At 70.0% G+C, this 17,146-nt stretch carries 16 protein-coding genes; 3 read left to right on the forward strand and 13 right to left on the reverse strand.

Annotated features, from left to right (window positions below; all coding sequences use genetic code 11):
- The first annotated feature begins 5 nt into the window (after positions 1-5).
- Positions 6-2,693 carry a family 78 glycoside hydrolase catalytic domain gene (locus tag OG504_RS50135; protein WP_405995839.1) on the forward strand — a complete coding sequence of 896 codons (2,688 nt, stop codon included), beginning with the start codon at positions 6-8 and terminating at the stop codon, positions 2,691-2,693.
- 21 nt (positions 2,694-2,714) lie between these two features.
- Here the strand turns inward: OG504_RS50135 and OG504_RS50140 are convergent, their stop codons facing one another.
- Both OG504_RS50140 and OG504_RS50145 read right to left on the reverse strand, forming a co-directional pair.
- Positions 2,715-3,896 (reverse strand): aminotransferase class V-fold PLP-dependent enzyme, encoded by a 1,182-nt coding sequence (locus OG504_RS50140; protein ID WP_405995840.1) that lies wholly within the window; start codon positions 3,894-3,896, stop codon positions 2,715-2,717.
- A 146-nt stretch (positions 3,897-4,042) separates the two neighbouring features.
- Positions 4,043-4,936 carry a LysR family transcriptional regulator gene (locus tag OG504_RS50145; RefSeq protein WP_405995841.1) on the reverse strand — a complete coding sequence of 298 codons (894 nt, stop codon included), beginning with the start codon at positions 4,934-4,936 and terminating at the stop codon, positions 4,043-4,045.
- Positions 4,937-5,177: 241 nt separating this feature from the next.
- On the opposite strand from OG504_RS50145, the gene OG504_RS50150 reads away from it, so the two are divergent.
- A complete protein-coding gene (locus tag OG504_RS50150; RefSeq protein ID WP_405995842.1) occupies positions 5,178-5,591 on the forward strand; it encodes a DUF6069 family protein in 414 nt (137 codons plus the stop codon).
- Positions 5,592-5,618: 27 nt separating this feature from the next.
- On the opposite strand, the gene OG504_RS50155 is transcribed toward OG504_RS50150, so the two are convergent.
- From OG504_RS50155 to OG504_RS50185, 7 genes are all read right to left on the reverse strand, one after another.
- The gene (locus OG504_RS50155; RefSeq protein WP_405995843.1) at positions 5,619-6,419 is read right to left on the reverse strand and encodes an inositol monophosphatase family protein; all 801 of its coding nucleotides are present in this window, start codon (positions 6,417-6,419) and stop codon (positions 5,619-5,621) included.
- Positions 6,403-7,089, reverse strand: coding sequence for a glycerophosphodiester phosphodiesterase (locus OG504_RS50160; protein WP_405995844.1), 687 nt, complete (start codon positions 7,087-7,089; stop codon positions 6,403-6,405). The genes OG504_RS50155 and OG504_RS50160 overlap by 17 nt, the downstream gene beginning before the upstream one ends.
- Entirely contained in the window at positions 7,086-8,174 is a 1,089-nt protein-coding gene (locus OG504_RS50165) for an ABC transporter ATP-binding protein (protein WP_405995845.1), read from the reverse strand. Before OG504_RS50165 ends, OG504_RS50160 begins: the two co-directional genes overlap by 4 nt.
- Positions 8,171-8,986, reverse strand: coding sequence for an ABC transporter permease (locus OG504_RS50170; RefSeq protein WP_405995846.1), 816 nt, complete (start codon positions 8,984-8,986; stop codon positions 8,171-8,173). The genes OG504_RS50165 and OG504_RS50170 overlap by 4 nt, the downstream gene beginning before the upstream one ends.
- A gap of 11 nt (positions 8,987-8,997) precedes the next feature.
- Complete coding sequence (locus tag OG504_RS50175) at positions 8,998-9,978, reverse strand: ABC transporter permease (RefSeq protein ID WP_405995847.1); 981 nt, start codon at positions 9,976-9,978, stop codon at positions 8,998-9,000.
- Entirely contained in the window at positions 9,975-11,201 is a 1,227-nt protein-coding gene (locus OG504_RS50180; RefSeq protein WP_405995848.1) for an extracellular solute-binding protein, read from the reverse strand. Before OG504_RS50180 ends, OG504_RS50175 begins: the two co-directional genes overlap by 4 nt.
- 303 nt (positions 11,202-11,504) lie before the next feature.
- On the reverse strand, positions 11,505-12,215 hold the full coding sequence (locus OG504_RS50185) for a TetR/AcrR family transcriptional regulator (RefSeq protein ID WP_405995849.1): 711 nt from the start codon (positions 12,213-12,215) through the stop codon (positions 11,505-11,507).
- A gap of 107 nt (positions 12,216-12,322) precedes the next feature.
- Here OG504_RS50185 and OG504_RS50190 point away from each other — a divergent pair, with 107 nt between their 5' ends.
- A complete protein-coding gene (locus OG504_RS50190) occupies positions 12,323-13,450 on the forward strand; it encodes an FAD-dependent oxidoreductase (protein ID WP_405995850.1) in 1,128 nt (375 codons plus the stop codon).
- A 37-nt stretch (positions 13,451-13,487) separates the two neighbouring features.
- Here OG504_RS50190 and OG504_RS50195 read toward each other — a convergent pair whose 3' ends face one another.
- From OG504_RS50195 to OG504_RS50210, 4 genes are all read right to left on the reverse strand, one after another.
- Positions 13,488-14,459: an alpha/beta hydrolase fold domain-containing protein gene (locus tag OG504_RS50195; protein ID WP_405995851.1), complete on the reverse strand. Its 972-nt coding sequence runs from the start codon at positions 14,457-14,459 to the stop codon at positions 13,488-13,490.
- A 174-nt stretch (positions 14,460-14,633) separates the two neighbouring features.
- Positions 14,634-15,557, reverse strand: a complete 924-nt coding sequence (locus tag OG504_RS50200) for a zinc-binding dehydrogenase (RefSeq protein ID WP_405995852.1) — start codon at positions 15,555-15,557, stop codon at positions 14,634-14,636.
- 130 nt (positions 15,558-15,687) lie between these two features.
- Positions 15,688-16,098: a winged helix-turn-helix transcriptional regulator gene (locus tag OG504_RS50205; RefSeq protein WP_405995853.1), complete on the reverse strand. Its 411-nt coding sequence runs from the start codon at positions 16,096-16,098 to the stop codon at positions 15,688-15,690.
- 192 nt (positions 16,099-16,290) lie between these two features.
- Positions 16,291-16,794 carry a hypothetical protein gene (locus OG504_RS50210; protein WP_405995854.1) on the reverse strand — a complete coding sequence of 168 codons (504 nt, stop codon included), beginning with the start codon at positions 16,792-16,794 and terminating at the stop codon, positions 16,291-16,293.
- Between the last annotated feature and the right edge of the window lie 352 nt (positions 16,795-17,146).

Raw genomic sequence — 17,146 nt, forward strand, 5'->3', positions numbered from 1 at the left:
TCCCCGTGCACGTCACACCGCCCATATTCGAGCACCACCGCGAACCTCTGGGCATCGGCGAATCCACTCCCCGCCTCAGCTGGCGCACGGTCACCGACGCCGGGGACTGGCACCAGGCTGCCCACCAGGTGGAGATCACCGCCGCCGACGGCACGGTCCTCGCCGACACCGGGCGCGTGGAGTCCGCCGAGTCCGTCCTCGTCCCCTGGCCCGGGCCGCACCTCGGCTCCCGTGAACGCGTCGGAGTGCGAGTACGCGTCTGGGGTGAGGGGGAGGGCGAGCCGTCGCCCTGGTCGGAGAACGCGTACGCCGAGACCGGGCTCCTGAACGCGGCCGACTGGACGGCCCGGCCCGTCACCCCGGACCTCGATGCCCCCACCGAGGAACCGCTCCCCGTAGCGCTGCTCCGCCGCGACTTCACCCTCGCCGGTCCCGTCGCCTCCGCCCGGCTGTACATCACCGCGTACGGCGTCTACGCGGCCGAGTTCAACGGCGAGCACGTGGGCGACGAGGTCTTGGCCCCGGGCTGGACCTCGTACCAACACCGCCTGCGCTACCAGACGTTCGACGTGACGCCGTTGCTGCGAACCGGTGAGAACACCATCGGCGCCCTGCTCGGCGAGGGTTGGTACACCGGACGCCTCGGCTTCCACGGCGGTCGCCGCACCATCTACGGTGAACATCGCGCGCTCCTGGCCCAGTTGGAGATCACGTACGCCGACGGCACGACCCATACTGTCCGCACCGACGAACACTGGCTTACGACGACCGGCCCCGTGCTGCGCTCGGAGATCTACGACGGCGAGGCGTACGACGCGCGGCGGGAGCGGCCGGGGTGGTCCGCGCCGGGACACGAGGTGTCCGGCTGGACCGGCGTTCGCGAACTGCCGCTCCCTAGCGCGGAGTTGGTGGCCCCGACTGGTCCGCCCGTGCGCCGCACCCAGACCGTCGCCCCTGTCGAAGTCATCACGACGCCGTCGGGGAAGACCGTCCTGGACTTCGGACAGAACCTGGTCGGGCGACTGCGCATCCGCGTCGAGGGCCCTGGCGGCCACGAGATCAGCCTGCGCCACGCGGAGGTCCTGGAACACGGCGAACTGAGCACCCGCCCCTTGCGGTTCGCCGCCGCGACGGACACGTACGTCCTGCGCGGAGAAGGCGTGGCAGCAGATGAAGATGGGCGGGGCGAGACCTACGAACCCCGTTTCACCTTCCATGGATTCAGGTACGCCGAGATCGGGAACTGGCCCGGCCCGCTCGACCCCGCCGACGTCGAAGCGGTCGTACTCCACACGGACATGGCCCGCACCGGCTGGTTCGAGTGCTCCGACGCCCTGGTGAACCGGCTGCACGAGAACATCGTGCAGGGCATGCGCGGCAACTTCCTCGACATCCCCACCGACTGCCCGCAGCGCGACGAACGCATGGGCTGGACCGGCGACATCCAGGTCTTCGCGCCCGCCGCGTCCTTCCTCCACGACTGCTCCGGCATGCTGACCGGCTGGCTGCGCGACTTGTCCGCCGAGCAGTTGGCGCGACCGGACGGCGTGCCGCCCCTCGTCGTCCCCGATGTGTTGCCGGATGCCTTCCAGGGCGTAGGGGCTCAGGCCGTGTGGGCCGATGTCGCGGTGCTCCTGCCGTGGACCCTGTACCAGCGGTTCGGCGACCTGGAGGTGCTGCGCGCCCAGTACCCGAGCATGCGCGCCTGGGTCGAGGCCACGATCCGGCTCACCGCTGAGGGCGACGGACTGTGGCGTCAGGACTTCCAACTGGGGGACTGGCTCGACCCGCAGGCCCCACCGGACCGTCCGGGGGAGGCACGGACCGACGGCGACCTCGTGGCCAACGCGTACGTCGTCCGTTCCGCGGAGGTCCTTGCCGAGGTCGCTCAACTCCTATACGACACTGGACAGTTGGACGGCAAGGAGGACGCTGCCCGTTTCCGCGAGCACGCCCGGGCCGTACGTGAACGCTTCACCGACCGGTTCGTCACGCCGGACGGCCGGCTGTCCTCGGACACCCAGACCGCCTACGCCCTGGCCATCGCCTTCTCGCTGCTGCCGACGGAGCGTCAACGGCGTGGCGCCGGCGAGCGGTTGGCGGAGATCGTGCGCCGCGCGTCCTTCCGGATCGCCACCGGTTTCACGGGCACGCCGCTGATCTGCGACGCCCTCTGTGCGGTGGGCGAACCCCAACTCGCCTACCGCATGCTCCTGGAGAAGGACTGCCCGTCCTGGCTGTACCCGGTGACCATGGGCGCCACCACCGTCTGGGAGCGCTGGGACTCGATGCTCCCCGACGGCACCGTCAACCCCGGCGAGATGACGTCCTTCAACCACTACGCCCTCGGCGCCGTCGCCGACTGGCTGCACCGTACGGTCGCGGGTCTCGCCGCCGCCGAACCCGGCTGGCGGCGACTGCGCATCGCCCCGGTCCCGGGCGGCGACCTGACCTGGGCGAAGGCGGCCCACGACACTCCGTACGGCAGGGCCGAGGCGGGCTGGCGCATCGAGAGCGTCAAGGGCGGCAAGGGCGATGTCCTCGTCGTTGAGACGCTGGTCCCCGCGAACACGCTCGCCGAGGTCCAACTACCGGACGGCAGCGCCCCGTTCGAGGTCGGCTCGGGACGCCACACGTTCCGACGTCCCTACGCCACCCCCGACTGGCCGCCGGCCGCGGTCCGGCTGCCGTGAACCTCGGGCGGCCTCGGCGTGTCAGCCGGCGGTGCGGGCCAGTTCGGCGATGGCGTCGACGGCCTGGTCGAGTTCGGACTCGGTGTTGTAGTAGTGCGGGGACAGCCGCACCAAGGGGTGGACACCCCGGCTCTCGGTGTCGAACTGGGTGTGCTCGGCAAAGGTCGTGCTGACGTTGATCCCCTGCTTCGAGAGCGCAGCGGCGACATCGGCCGTGGGGAGGGCGTCGACCTTCGCGGTGACGATGGCGCACCTGTCGAGACCGAGGTCGTAGGTGCTGACACCGGGCAGCGCGTCGAGGCGGTCACGCAGATACGCGCCAAGGGCGACGGTGCGTCGGCCGATCTCGTCCATGCCGAGTTCCAGGGCCTGTTGGACGGCCGCGCTCAGCCCGAGGACGTTGGAGTAGCTCATCTCCCACGTCGCGAAGCGCCGCGCGCCGTCGTGCCAGGTGAAGCCGCGCCTGCCGTCCCAGGTCGCGGCCTCGATCTCGACGACGTGCGGGTCCAGGTACTCCAGGGCCTCGGGACGTACCCACAGGAAGCCCGTGCCGCGCGGACCCCGCAGGAACTTGCGGCCGGTCGCGGTGAGCATGTCGCAGCCGATCTCGGCGACGTCGACGGGGAACTGGCCCACGGACTGGGTGGCGTCCAGCAGGAAGGGGACGCCGGCCGCGCGGGTGATCCGGCCGATCTCGGCCGCCGGGTTGACCAGGCCGCCGCTGGTGGGGATGTGGGTGACGCCGACGAGCCTGGTGCGCTCGTCGATCAGGTCGGCCAGGGCCGTGGTGTCGAGCTGTCCGTCCTCGTCGTCGGGCACGACGACGACCTCGGCGCCGTGGCGCCGGGCGGTCTGCAGATAGGCGAGCACACTGCTGCCGTACTCGTCCCGGCCGGTGAGGATGCGGTCGCCGGGCTTGAACGTCATGGAGTAGAAGGCCGCGTTCCACGCGTGGGTGGAGTTGTCGAACAGCGCGATCTCGTCCGCCTGTCCGCCCACCAGCCGGGCGATGTCCGCGTGGGTGGCGTCGATGCGGTCCCGTTCCTGGCCGGCGGCTTCGTAACCGCCTATGGCCGCCTCCAGCTCCAGGTGGGAGGTCATGGCTCCCAGCGTCCGACGGGACAGGAGACCGGCCCCCGCGTTGTTGAGGTGTACCCGGTTCGCGGTGCCCGGGGTGTCCTGGCGGAGCGCTTCGATGTCCATGTCCTGTGCTTCCCGTCTGTCCGAAGAACCCTTTCCCTGACGTTCTCAAGCCGCACCCGTTCAGTAAAGCGAATGTTTTTGGAGGTGAAAGGCCAAGAAAGCTGATGAATGGGCCGTCCGGGGCCGTCGGGATCTGTCTGGAGCGGTCACCCCGTGCGCGCGGGCAGCCTGCCGACCGCGTACCCCAGAGCGGCGAGGAAAGTCCGGATCAGGGGATGCTCCGCGGCACCGGCGCGCACGGTCGCGAGCACGGTGCGGACGTGGACGGCGGAGGTGTCGAGCGCCAGCCGGGGCGTGCGGTCGAACCAGAGCATGTCGGGCAGGAAGGCCACCGCGTGGCCCTGTTCGACCAGCCGCGCGTGGGTCAGCATGTCCGCGGAGACATAGGCGACGTCCGGCTCGAAGCCGGCCGCGTGGCAGACGCCGGTCGCCCATGCGCGAGCGGGTGTGCCGGCGGGTTCCATCACCCAGGGGTGTTCGGCGAGTTCGGCGACGTTCGCCACGGGCGCGGGGGAGGCGAGCCGCATGGTGTCCTCGTACACGGGGTGGTGCCGGACCTCCGCGGCGCGGGCCGGTCGCGGGTGACCGGGGAAGGTCTCGTCGATCACGAGGTCGAAGTCCCGGGTGAGCAGGCCGGGCAGCGAGGTGTCGGGCTCGGCCTGGGTGGCCTCCACCCGCATCCGAGGGTGGTGCTCGCGCAGCCAGGTCAGTGCGGCGGGCAGCAGCGCGAGCATGGCGGTCTGGAAGGCCGCGACCCTGAGAGTCCCGGACACCTCCCGCAGCGAGGCCGCGATCTCCGTCTCGGCGCGCTCCAGTTCCCGTAGGGCCTTCTCCGTACGGGCGACGAGGATTTCGGCCTGTGGCGTCAGCCGGACCCCACGCCCCTCCCGCTCCAGCAGCGGTGCGCCGACCTCGGACTCCAGGAGGGCCAGCTGCTGGGAGACGGCCGAGGGGCTGTACGACATGGCCGTCGCGACGGCGGCCAGCGTGCCGCGGTACTTCAACTCCCGCAGCACCTCCAGGCGGCGCAGGTTGTACATGCCCCTCACTCCGTCCGTCAGGTGCTGTGACCTTCCCCTCCGGAAGTTCACGTCACTTCACTGAACGATGACGGATCCCGGCCTCGACCCGCGAATCGTAAGGATTCCGCCGACAGGCGCCGTCCAGGCGCGCTTGAAGTTTCAAACGGAGTCGGTCAGACTCTCGCTTGAGAGTTCAAACGATCAGGTCCGTCTCGGGCCTCTTTGGGCTCTGCCCGAAATATCCCTCCCTGGAGTTGTCATGTCACTCGCCTCTGATGCCGTCGTCGTCCGCCGTGGTCCGCTCGTCGTCGCGGGAGGTGTCCTCGCCGCGATCGTGCTGGCCTCCGCGGCCGACACCGTGATCGCCCAACTCGCCCTGGCCGCAGGCGCGCCCGACGACTTCCAGCCTCTCAAGGCACCGTCGTACATCTTCCTGACGACGGTCGGCACAGTCGCCGGCGCCCTCGGCTGGGCCATCCTGCGCAAGGTCTCGAAGGACCCCCGGACGCTGGTGCGTCGGCTGGTACCGACCCTCGTCGTGGTGTCCTTCGTCCCTGATTTCCTGCTCTACGGCGACGGTGGCGCGACCGGTGTCGGGGCGCTGCTCCTGATGCACGTGGCGGTCGCGACGGCCGCGGTGGTCACCTACCGCAAGGTGATGCCCCTGGCGTAGGGACACCGGCGGCCGCCGTCCGACTCGCTAGGCGGCACCCACCGTCGTACGCCACAGCTCCCCGGTCTCTGCCGCCGCGTCCGGCGCCACGAGCAGCAACGGCTCACCGTACGAAGGGAGTTGAGGCATCGCGACCGCGCCCGCCTCGGTCGCGATGAGGAGCGCTGGCAGGCCGTCCACCGGGTGGAACTCGCCGATCGCGGCGGCCGTCGCCCGGCCCGCCGCGACCTGGACCAACGACAGCGCGGTCGAACCCATGACGCGGGCCGTGCAGTGCCGTTCGGCCAGTTTCGCGAGCAGGGCGTCCAGGCCCGGCCAGTGCGCGTGGGCCGCCCACTCCGTCAGGAACACATGGCCCGTGAGTGTGGTGTGGTCCGCCGCGTGGATCGGGGTCCCGTTCAGGTGTGCGCCCTTGCCCCGTACCGCCGTGAAGACCTCGCCCCGCCACGGGTCCGCCACCAGGCCGAGCAGCGGCGAGCCGTCCGGCTCCGCGAGGCCCAGGGAGAAGGAGCACCAGCCAAGCCCGTGGGCGTAGTTGGTCGTTCCGTCCACGGGGTCGATCACCCAGTGCGGTGCGTCGGCCGACGTGCCGTCCTCCGCGCCGTACTCCTCGCCGTCGATGCCCCAGTCGGGGAACTCCCGCCGCAGCACCGCCCGTACGTGCCGCTCCACCGCCTCGTCCGTGTCGGTGACGATGTCGGCCGGGCTCGCCTTCTCCCTGACCGGCCCCGTACCTCCCCGGTTCCCGCCACGGATCGCCTCCGTCGCCCACTCGGCCAACTCCACGGCCACCCGCAGAGCACCGTCCAGGTCATGTCCGTTCGGCACGTTCGGCACAGCTCTTCACCACCCCGTTCAGGTCGTTGCCAATGATCGCGTCCACACCCCAGGCGAGCAGTTCGCCGCGCCGGTCCGCGTCGTCCACCGTCCAGCAACTCACCAGCACGTCCCGGGCATGCCAGTACGCCACCGACTCCTCGTCCAGGAACCGGTGTTCAGGATTGAAATACTGCGGGCGTACGGCCGCCAACACGCCCTCGGACGGCGGAAGTTCTCCGTACCAACTGAGGAACAGCGTGATCCGCTCGTCCCGCGCCCGCACCGCCGCCATCGCCTCCGCCGCGCCACAGAACATGGCCACCGCCCCCAGCCGACCGAGCTCCGCGTGCGCCGCCGTCGCGACCACCGGGTCCCCGGTGTCCAGCAGCAGCGGCACCCCGTCGGCGACTTCCAATGCCTCCCGCAGGGTCGGTACCGCCGGCGCGAGCTCCCGCAACTCGGCCAGTGTCAGCGCCGCGACCGACTCCGGACGCCCCCACAGACGCCGCAGGTCGTCGTCATGATGCAGTACGACGACACGGTCCGCCGTGCACCGCAGATCCACCTCGATCGCGGACGCACCCGCGCCCGCCGCCAGCCGCACGGCCTCCAGGGTGTTCTCCACCGCGGCCCGGGGGTCGCCCCGGTGCGCCACGGCCAACGGCCCTCCCGCCCTCATGCCGCCTCCGCTGCTGCTTCTACGGCTGGGGCGGTCGCGTACGACAGGGCCTGACCGACCCGCACCCGTACGACCTCGCCGCGAGTGGGCGCCGTAGCGCCGGAGACGTACGACCGCAGCCGCGGGCCGCCCGCCAACTCCACGACCACCTCGGTGAAGTGGCCGCGCGGGAGGACCTTCTCGACGCGGGCGGAGGCTCCTTCGGAGGTGCCGTCGAGGCGTACCTCCTCCGGGCGGATACCGACCGTCAGTCCGGATCCCGCCGGGCCGGTCAACTCCGCGCACGGCAGGGTGATGTGGCCGAGCCGTACCGTGCCGGGTGCGGCGAAGGCGTCGTCCAGGCGGTTGAGGCTGCCGACGAACTCGGCGGTGAACAGCGTGGCCGGGGTGCGGTACAGCTCGTCCGGGGACGCGTACTGCTCGATGCGGCCGGCGTTCATGACGGCGATGCGGTCGGCGATGCTGAGCGCCTCGTCCTGGTCGTGGGTGACGAACAGGGTGGTGATGCCGAGGCGTTGCTGGATGTCCCGGATCTCCTCGCGGACCCGTTCACGGAGCTTGGCGTCCAGGTTGGACAACGGCTCGTCCAGGAGAAGGAGTTGGGGGCGCAGGGCCAACGCCCTTGCCAGTGCCGTGCGTTGCTGTTCGCCGCCCGAGATGTGGGCCGGTCGGCTGTCGGTGTGGTGGGCGAGACCGACCAGTTCCAGCGCCTCGGTGACCCGGCGGTCGGCCTCGGCGCGCGGCACCTTGTGCATCTTCAGGCCGAAGCCGATGTTCTGACGGACCGTCATGTGCGGCCACAGGGCGTAGTTCTGGAACACCATCGCGGTGGGACGGCGCTCGGGCGGCACGGCGGCATAGTCCGTGCCGCCGATCTCGACCCGGCCGGAGTCCGGGGTCAGGAACCCGGACGCCATCCGCAGGGTGGTGGTCTTGCCGCAGCCGGACGGGCCCAGCAGGCAGACCATCTCGCCGGGTTCGACGTGCAGGTCCAGGCCGGAGACGACCGTCCTGCCGCCGAGGGTCTTGGTGAGGCCGGACAGCACGAGTCCGGCGCTGGCCGTGTGAACAGTGGTGCTGGTCACCGCAGTTGGAACCCTTCCGCGAGGTGGCCGCCCATGATGTGCCGCCGTACGCCGAGCATCAGCAGGACGGACGGCACGGACAGCAGGAGGGAGAAGACCGCGGCGACGCCCTCGGGGTAGTTGGTGACCATGCTGTACATCGCGGTGGGCATGGTGGTGTACGTGGGCGCGCCGACCAGCAGGGTGCCCTGGGCCTCGTCGAACGCGGCCAGGAACGACATGATCAGCGCCACCAGGATGCCGGGTCGGGCGAGGGGCAGGGTGACCCGCCAGAAGACGGTCAGCGGACCCGCGCCCGCGTCCCGGGCGGCCTCCTCCAGACTGCGCGGCACCGCGGCGAACGCCGCCGCCGGCAGCCAGGTCATGAAGACGACCGTGCCGAGCAACTGCACGACGACCACGCCCCAGAACGTCGTCATCAGGTTCAACGTGTAGAAGAGGGAGGCCATCGCCGCGTACAGACCGATCTTCGGGAACGCGTTGACGGAGAACAGCGCCACCAGGAAGAAGCGGCGCCCCGGAAAGTCGCGGCGGGCGAACGCGTACGCGGCGGGCAGACAGATCACCGCCGAGAGCAGCGTCACCACCGGCGCGAACACGAAGCTCCAGCGCACCGCCGCCACCAGGTCCGGGTTGTCCGCGACCGTTGTCCACCAGCGCAGGGTCCAGCCCTGCGGCAGCAGGTCGGGGTAGCGCCAGGTGTCCGCGAAGGCGTGGGGGAGCAGCCACAGCAGCGGGCCGAGGATGAACAGGGCGAGCAGCGCGGCCAGTACGGCACCGCCCGCGCGACGGACCACGGTCACGACGGTCATCGGCTGGCCCTTCACCGCGTCACCGACGCGGCGCGCCGGGCCTCGCGGACGTTGGACCGGACGTACGCCACGCCCACCACCGAGGCGAGCGCGAAGACGACGACGGCCATCACCAGGGACTGCTGCGGTTGGTTGAACGACTGGAACGCGTTGGCGAGTTGGACCCCGAGCATGGTCGGCGCGGTCGGTCCGACGAGATAGGGCACGGTGAAACTGCCGAGCACCGCGATGCTGGTGAACGTGGCCGTGATGACCGCGGGCACACTCGTCATCGGCAGCAGGACACGCAGCACGACCTGCGCGGGTCGCGCCCCGGCGTCACGCGCGGCCTCGATCAGCGCGTCCGGCACGGCGGCCAGTCCCGAGGTCAACACCAGTACGGCGAAAGGGAGGTTGGTCCACACCTGGCCGACGATCACGCCCCATGTCGTGTAACTCAGCCGGGGTGCGGACGACCAGCCCACCGCGTGCGCCATGGTGGTGAGGGCGCCGTCACCGGCGTAGAAGGTCAGGATCGCGTACGAGCCGATGACCGCGGGCAGGAAGAGTGGAGTGACCGCAAGTGCGGTGACCAAGCGGGCGGTTCGGCCGCCGGACAGCCGGGCGTACAGCGCGACGGCGAGTCCGAGCGCGAAGACGGCCACGACGCTCACCAGCGTCACCTCGACGGTGACGGTCAGGCTGCGCAGGAAGGTGTCGCTGGTGAGGACCTCACGGTAGGCGGCCAGGGTGCCCCACCAGTGGTCGGCGGAGTGCTGGTGCAGGCCGATCGAGGCGATGACGGAGTTCAGGCCGCCGAAGTGGCCGAGGGTGTACAGGGCTCCGGAGATCACCGGGATGCCGACGAAGAGGGCGACGACCAGGAGAGGCGGCAGCACCATGAGGGTGCCGACGGCTCCGGTTCTCGCCCCGGCCGGGGAACCGCGGCGGCGCGCACCGGCACCGTCCGCCGCCCCGGCCGTCGTAGGAGCCGTAGTGTTCGTCGTTGTCACTGACCGGGCACCTTCTGCTGCCACAGGTTGTTCATGTCGCTGCTGGTCTGGCCGGAGTAGCCGGCGCGCAGGTTGCCGACGTCGACGCCGTTGAACCGGGCGGCCGTCGCGGCGGGCAGCTTGCTCGCCGGGATGACCGGGTAGGCGCCCAACCGCTTGACGATCGCGTCCTGTTGCTGGGCCTGGAGGAAGAAGTCGGCCAGTTTCAGGGCGGCTTGCTGCTTCTTGCTCGCCTTGAGGATGCCGAGGTAGGAGGCGCCGCCGGTGAACGTCGGGTCCGATATCTGGGTGAACTTGATGCCGGAGTTCAGGGTGTGGTTCTGGATGCCCGACAGGTACTGGTCCGACCAGACCGGGGCCAGCTCGATCTGGCCCTTGGCGAGCAGGTCGAGCACGGCCTGGTTGCCGTTCGGGTAGACGCCCTTGCCGTAGACGTCCTTGTTCAGGGCCTTCAACTCCTTGAACCCCGGGTCCCACTTGGATTCGAGGGAGGCGTCGTAGCCGTTCTGGAAGGTCTTCAGCGTCTTCGCGTCGAGATGCCGGTCGAGCGTCGTCTCGACGAACGAGCCGCCGGAGCCGCCGGTGGCCGGGCTGTTGTACGCGAACTTGCCCGGGTTGGCCTTGATCCAGGAGATCAGGCTGTCGTACGTCTTCGGAGGCGTCTTCACCTTCGCCGCGTCGTACGCCAGCACCACCGATGAACCGCGGTACGGCACGGCCGAGTTGGCCACCGGGCCGAGCAGTGCGGAGTCGACGTCCTTGAGATCCGGCACGTTCTTCGTCGACACCTTGGTGAGCAGCCCGGCGGTGGCCGCGTTGAGGGTGACGGACGACTCCATGAGGTCGTAACCGGGGTCCCGGCCGGTCTTCGCGGCGGCCTGGAGCTTGGCGAGCGTGGTCGCGTCGGCGGTGCCGTGCGCGGAGAAGACGACCTTGACCTGGTAACCGGGATTGGCCTTCTCGAAGGCAGGGACAACGATGTCTTCCCACAACTTCTGGATGTTCGTGTCACCGCTGACGTAGGCGGTGAGGTGATGGGCGGCGGCTCCGCCGACCGACGCGGACGATGAGGACGACGAGGAGCAGGCGGTGGCGGCCGTGGTGAGGGTGGCGGCACACAGCAGTGCGGCGGCGCTCCGCGCGGACCGGGTGGATCGAGTCGGCTGAGCGGAGGTGGCGAGGCGGGCGGGGCTGTCTGAACGGCCAGGGGTCCGGCTGGGCATGGTGGTTGCTCCGGGCATTCTGGTTCGGGGGCGGAACGCTTTGTTCCGGCGCACGATAGGCAGGGGTGCCGGTGGGGTTCGGGAACAACCGGATGAACATGGACTTTTTTCAGGGCGACACTTCGGCGGGCGGCGCTCAGGCGGGATGCGGTCGCCGCGATGTCGTACGGGAGCAACTCGGCGCCGGGGGCGGTGTGTTGGGCGCCGCTGATGAGATCGGGTCTGTCGAGTAGGGCCTCGGTCACGCGACGAGCGACGTGACGATCCTGCCCTGGGTGGTGATGGCCGAGGCCGTCGGCAGACCTAACCGTCCGTCGTGTGGAGAGCGGTGACGCCCGCGAGGACGAGGTCGATCCCGGCGAGGAACTGCTCACGGTCGTCGTGCCCGCGCACCTGGTCCGCGACGGCCCGGGTGAACGGGTAGTCGTCGGGGTCGAGTTCTTCCCAGGCCGTCGATACGGCGTCGAGGAACTGGGTGCGGTCCACGTCGGGCCCGAGAGTGCCGGCGCTGACGGTGTTCGCCGCGTTCTGGCCGGCGGCGCCGAGGATGTAGTGCATCAACGCCGAGGTCGCGGTGAACCAGCCGGCCTCGGGCACGCCCAGCGCGCGGACCTGACGGCCGATGCTCTCGAAGATCCGCGGCGCCACCGGTCCCCATGGACTGTGGGAGAACTGCGTCGCGAGCTGTGTGGCGAGCCACGGATGCTCCTCGATCGCGTCGAACAGCCCGAGCGCGACGGCGCGGATACCGTCCTGCGGCGCGTCCGGAGGCCCGGCGGGCTCGACGGCCAGGGCCGTGGCGACGACGGCGTCGGTGGCGGCGGCGAGCAGTTCACCCTTGTTCGCCACGTGCCAGTAGATCGCCCCGGGCCCGGTGGCCAGGCGCTCGGTCAGCGTCCGGAACGTCAGGCCGTCCTCGCCGACCGCGTCGAGCAGCTCGACGGCGGCCTCGACGATGCGCTCGCGGGAGAGCGCCTCCGTGCGCCGCTGTGACCTGCCAGTCCGCGTTGCCATGCGGCCATCTTGACATATCTGGAGCGCCGTTCCAACAATGGAATGGCATTCCAGAGAGGTCGGCCGGAGCCATCGGGCGGCCGCCCGGATCACGAAGGAGGATCACCATGAACACGCACATCACGATCATCGGCGCCGGACTCGGCGGCCTCACGCTCGCCCGCGTCCTGCACGTCCACGGCATCCCGGCCACCGTCTACGAGGCGGAGCCCGCCCCGACCGCGCGTGCCCAGGGCGGGATGCTCGACATCCACGAGGACAACGGCCAGCCGGCCCTCGCCGCGGCAGGCCTGACCGAGGAGTTCCGCGACCTCGTCCTGGAGGGCCGCGAGGCGACACGGGTCCTCGCCCCGGACGGAACCGTCCTGTTCGACGACGACAGCACGCGCGGACGCCCCGAGGTGCTGCGGGGCGAACTGCGACGGATCCTCCTCGACTCGCTCCCGCCCGGCACCGTCCGGTGGGGGCACAAGGTCAGCGGCGTCCGCGCTCTCGGCGAGGGCCGCCACGAGGTGACCTTCGCCGACGGCACCACCGTCACCACGAGCCTCCTGGTCGGCGCGGACGGCGCATGGTCACGGGTCCGACCGCTGCTGTCCGGCGCGGCACCCGAATACACCGGCAAGTCGTACGTCGAGACCTACCTGTACGACGCCGACACCTGCCACCCCGCGGTCGCGAAAGCAGTCGGCGGCGGGTCCTTGTTCGCGCTAGCACCGGGCAAGGGGATCCAGGCACACCGCGAGAGCGGCGGCACCCTCCACACCTACGTGGCGCTGTCCAGGCCGCAGGACTGGTTCGCCGACATCGACTTCACCGATTCCGCCACGGCGGCCGAACGGATCGCGCGGGAATTCGACGGCTGGGCCCCCGAACTCACCGCCCTGATCACCGACAGCGACACCCCGCTGGTACTGCGAACCCTCAACGCGCTCCCCATCGAGCACCGGTGGGACCGCGTGCCGGGCGTAACCCTGCTCGGCGACGCCGCCCACCTCTCGGCCCCGAACGGCGAAGGCGCCAACCTGGCCATGTACGACGGCGCCGAACTCGGCAAGGCCCTCGCCGCCCACCCCGACGACCCCGAAGCCGCCCTCACCGCATACGAGCAGCCCCTCTTCCCCCGCAGCGCCGCGGCCGCGGTCGACGGCGCCGACCTCAACGAGGCGCTCTTCGGCGACAACGCGCCGCAGAGCCTGCTCGACATGTTCGCCGGAAGCGAGCAGACCCGGTGAGCCACTCGCCCCGTGGTTTCGGAGGTAGGGAACTCGCTTACTTCGGCAGGTCGGCGCTGTCGAGATGGCGGTGCAGGAATTCGGTGATGACGTTCATGACGGTCGCGGACGACCAGGCGAGGGCAGCGTCCGAATCCGCGAGGACTCCGAAATCCCCGTGATTTGCCCCGGCCACGACATAGCGCGTGCTGTCCACACCGGCGGCGAGAAGAGCCTGGTGCACGTGCTGCGTCTGGGAGGGGGAGACGAGCATGTCGTCGCTGCCGTGGAGGAGGAGGAACGGCGGCGCCGAAGCCGTCACGTAGGTTGCGGGATCCGCGGCACCGACCGCCTCGGGAATTTCCGAGAACAGGGCGCCTGCCTTGCCGACGTAGGCCGAGAAATGCGTGGCCGTGCGCTCGTAGTGGAGTCGTGCCGCCTCGTCGAAGTCGTCGGCGATCGCCGAGAGCAGGGAGGTGCCGAAGGCGTCAACCACGGCTTGCACGGCACCTGTTGAGGAGGGAGCCGAGTCTCCGGAGAACTCGGGCAGGCCATTCGTGACACCCGTCAGTGCCGCAACATGACCACCGGCTGATTCCCCCCAGAGGGCAACCGCACGCGGGTCGATACCGAAGTCGTCTGCGTGCTGCCGCAGATGGGTGAGGGCGGCCCGCACGTCGTGGACGGAATCCAGGTAGGTACCACCGTCGGGCGCGACGCGGTATTCGACACTGGCGACGACAAATCCTGATTCGGCGACGTGACGACGCACGTCGAGCGCCATCGCCTTGTTGCAGCGAAGGAACGCGCCACCGGGAAGGAAGAGGACCAGCGGAAGCCGGTCTCCCGTCGCGGGCCGGAGAATGTCGGCCTTCAGGGCACGCGACTCGCCGTTGGGCAGATCCACGGTGCTGAAGGTGACGTCAGGACGGCTTTCGATCTCCACCGTGCCGAGGGTCATCTGCGGACTCGCGCCGACCTTCAGCAAGGTGCTGTCGGCGAGGTCCGGCGGGGCGATGGTGCTGGCCATGGGCACGGGGAGCTTGGGAACGGACGGGATCTCAGGTTCCATGTAGCGATCCTGTCACCGTCGTAAAAAAACGTCAATGGACATGGAGAGGCTTCCTCCACTTCCGCGGAGGAAGCCGTCGCCGTACCGCACGTGATCGGGGCTCTTTCCGTTGCCGTAGGGCGGTCCCGGGGTCTACGGCACCAGCACGATCCGGCCGCGCTGGCCGCCCCGGGCGAGCTGGGCGTGGGCCTCGGCGGCCAGGGACAGGGGGTAGGTCTGCGCCACGCGTGGCGTCAGGACGCCGACCTCGGCGAGGGCGGAGAGGCGGGCGAGACGGGTGGGTTCGGGGCCGGCGGTGGTGTTGTGTACGGTCACGCCCCGCTCCGGCGTCGGCAGCACGTCGACGCGCACGCTCACGAAGGTGCCGCCGTCGCGGACGGCCGCCAGTGCGGGTGCTCCCAGTGCCGCCGCGTCGAGGACGCCGTCCACACCGTCGGGCACGAACCGGCGTACCGCGTCGCTCAGTTGCTCGTCGCGCGACACGAACCAGGTGGCGCCGCGCTCGCGGAGGAACTCCTCGTCATCGGGCCGCCCCTGCGCGACGATCCGTACGCCCCGCGTCCGTGCCAACTCGACGGCGTAGCCGCCCACGGCCCCGGCGGCGCCCGTGACGAGCAGAGTGTCGCGAGGGTGTAGCGGGAGGTGGTCCAGGGCCATCGAGGCGGTCATCGCGTTGAGGGGGATCGTCGCCGCGAGCGTCAGGTCCATGCCCTCGGGGGCGGCGGCGATGGAGTTCAGGTCGGTCACCAGATACTCGGCCTGGGCCTTGGTGGGGCGCAGTACGGCGGAGTGGAACACGATGACCGGCGTGCCGACATCGAGGAGGACGCCCGTGCCGACCGCGTCGATCGTCCCGGCCGCGTCCAGACCGAGACCCGTGTGTTCGACCCCGTCCAACGGACCGAAGAACCCGCCCCACACGGCGGCGTCGGCGGGATTGAGCGCGGCGGCCGCGACCTTGACGCGGATCTCGAAGGGGCCCGGTTCCGGGAGAGGAACCTCCAGGACCTCGACGGCCTCGGGTCCACCGATCTTCTTGACGACTACAGCGCGCATGACGTCCGCCATTCCGTTTGCGTATCCGAACGCCACAAACGCTAGGCGGGTTACGATCGATTGGTAAGTAGGCACTTTAAAGTGCGTTACAGCCCGCTGGGTGGCCCGGACCGGTGTTTGTCGCCTGCCGTCACTGGTCGGTCTGCCGGGCGTCGTAGCGTCCGCGCGCCTCGTCGACCTCGTCGGTCTTCTCGGCGGCCCAGTCGCGCACCTGGGACAGCAGGCCGTAGAGGCCCTGCCCGAGCGGGGTCAACTCGTAGTCGACGCGTACCGGCACGGTCGGCGTGACCGTCCGGTTCACCATGCCGTCGCGTTCGAGCATGCGCAGGGTCTGGGTGAGCATCTTCTGGCTGACGCCCGGGATCTCGCGGCTGATGTGGCTGTACCGCATCGGCTCGCCGAAGGAGCCGAGGGTGCACATCGTCAGGCTGACCCACCGGTTGCTGATCGTCGAGAGCAGGGCCACCGCGGGGCAGTCGTGCATGTACGCCTCGTACGTGCCGGGCTCGATCCTGGGTGCCTGCTTCGCCTTGGCGGCCATCTGGTTCTCCCGTCAGGAGCGCAACGCACTCAAGAGTGCCTACTTACCAATCGATCGTAACCCGCCTGCTGTTCGTCTCATTCGTGTGGTTCGAGGCCTTCGGTTTCGCAAACGAGGGATGCGCTGCGCCCCGCCGGTCGGGCGACCGGCGGGGCGAGGGAACGGGCTCGAGGACGACGGGCCGGTCGGGTGTCAGGCGCAGAGGACGCGGGTCTCCGGTGTGTAGACCGGACCGCCGCTGACGTTCGTCGAGTCGCTGAACTCGGAGTAGTAGTACGAGTAGAAGCCGATGTTGCCGTTGCAGCCCGAGTCGGCGGCGACCTGGAGGGTCAGGGTCACGGTCCGGCTCTGCCCGGGTGGGATGGTGGCGCCGTAGTCCGGGCCGAGGTCGGTGGGCCCGACGCCGGTGCAGGGGGTGCTGCCGGTGTCCGTGGTCAGGGCGCAGTCGGTGAAGCTGTACTTGAGGTCGGGCCGCTGGGTGGTCAGCCAGGTGGGCTCGATCGTCTGGTAGACGAACAGGACGTCGTAGGTCTTGTTGTTGGTCAGCGTCATCGAGAGTTTCACCGCGCCGCCGGGCGTCGTGGTGGCGGTGTCGGTGGCAAAGGTCAGGTCGGCGTCCGCCGCGCTCGCACTCGGGGCCAGTCCGAAGACGGCGAGGAGGAAACCGAGGACGGTGGCGAGACCCAGGCGTCTCATACGTGGTGATCGCATGGGCCGGGAGGCTAGGCGCGCCGCGCGCGAGCCGTCTGCCCCGCGGGGAGAGGCCGGACCGTGGATCGGCTGAATGTGCTTCTGGTGTGGCGGGGATGCGGTGGACGCGTGAAGTGATCACTCGAGTCGCGTACGTGCACTGCGTGGGGCGGACGTGTGGGGCGCGTGGGGGTGCTGGTGCGCCTGCTGCATGGGAGGTGCCGCGTGCCGACATTGGCGTGATTCCTGACGCGTCGATGCTGGAAGGGTTCCCGGGGTTCGGGTGTTCTCGGGCATCCGTCGATTTCTGGCCCGGTAGACGGAGCCGTTTATTAAAATGAACGACACGTTCGTCACT

Origin of the sequence: Streptomyces sp. NBC_00986 (assembly GCF_045162565.1) — a bacterium.
In the GTDB taxonomy this organism is placed as follows: domain Bacteria; phylum Actinomycetota; class Actinomycetes; order Streptomycetales; family Streptomycetaceae; genus Streptomyces.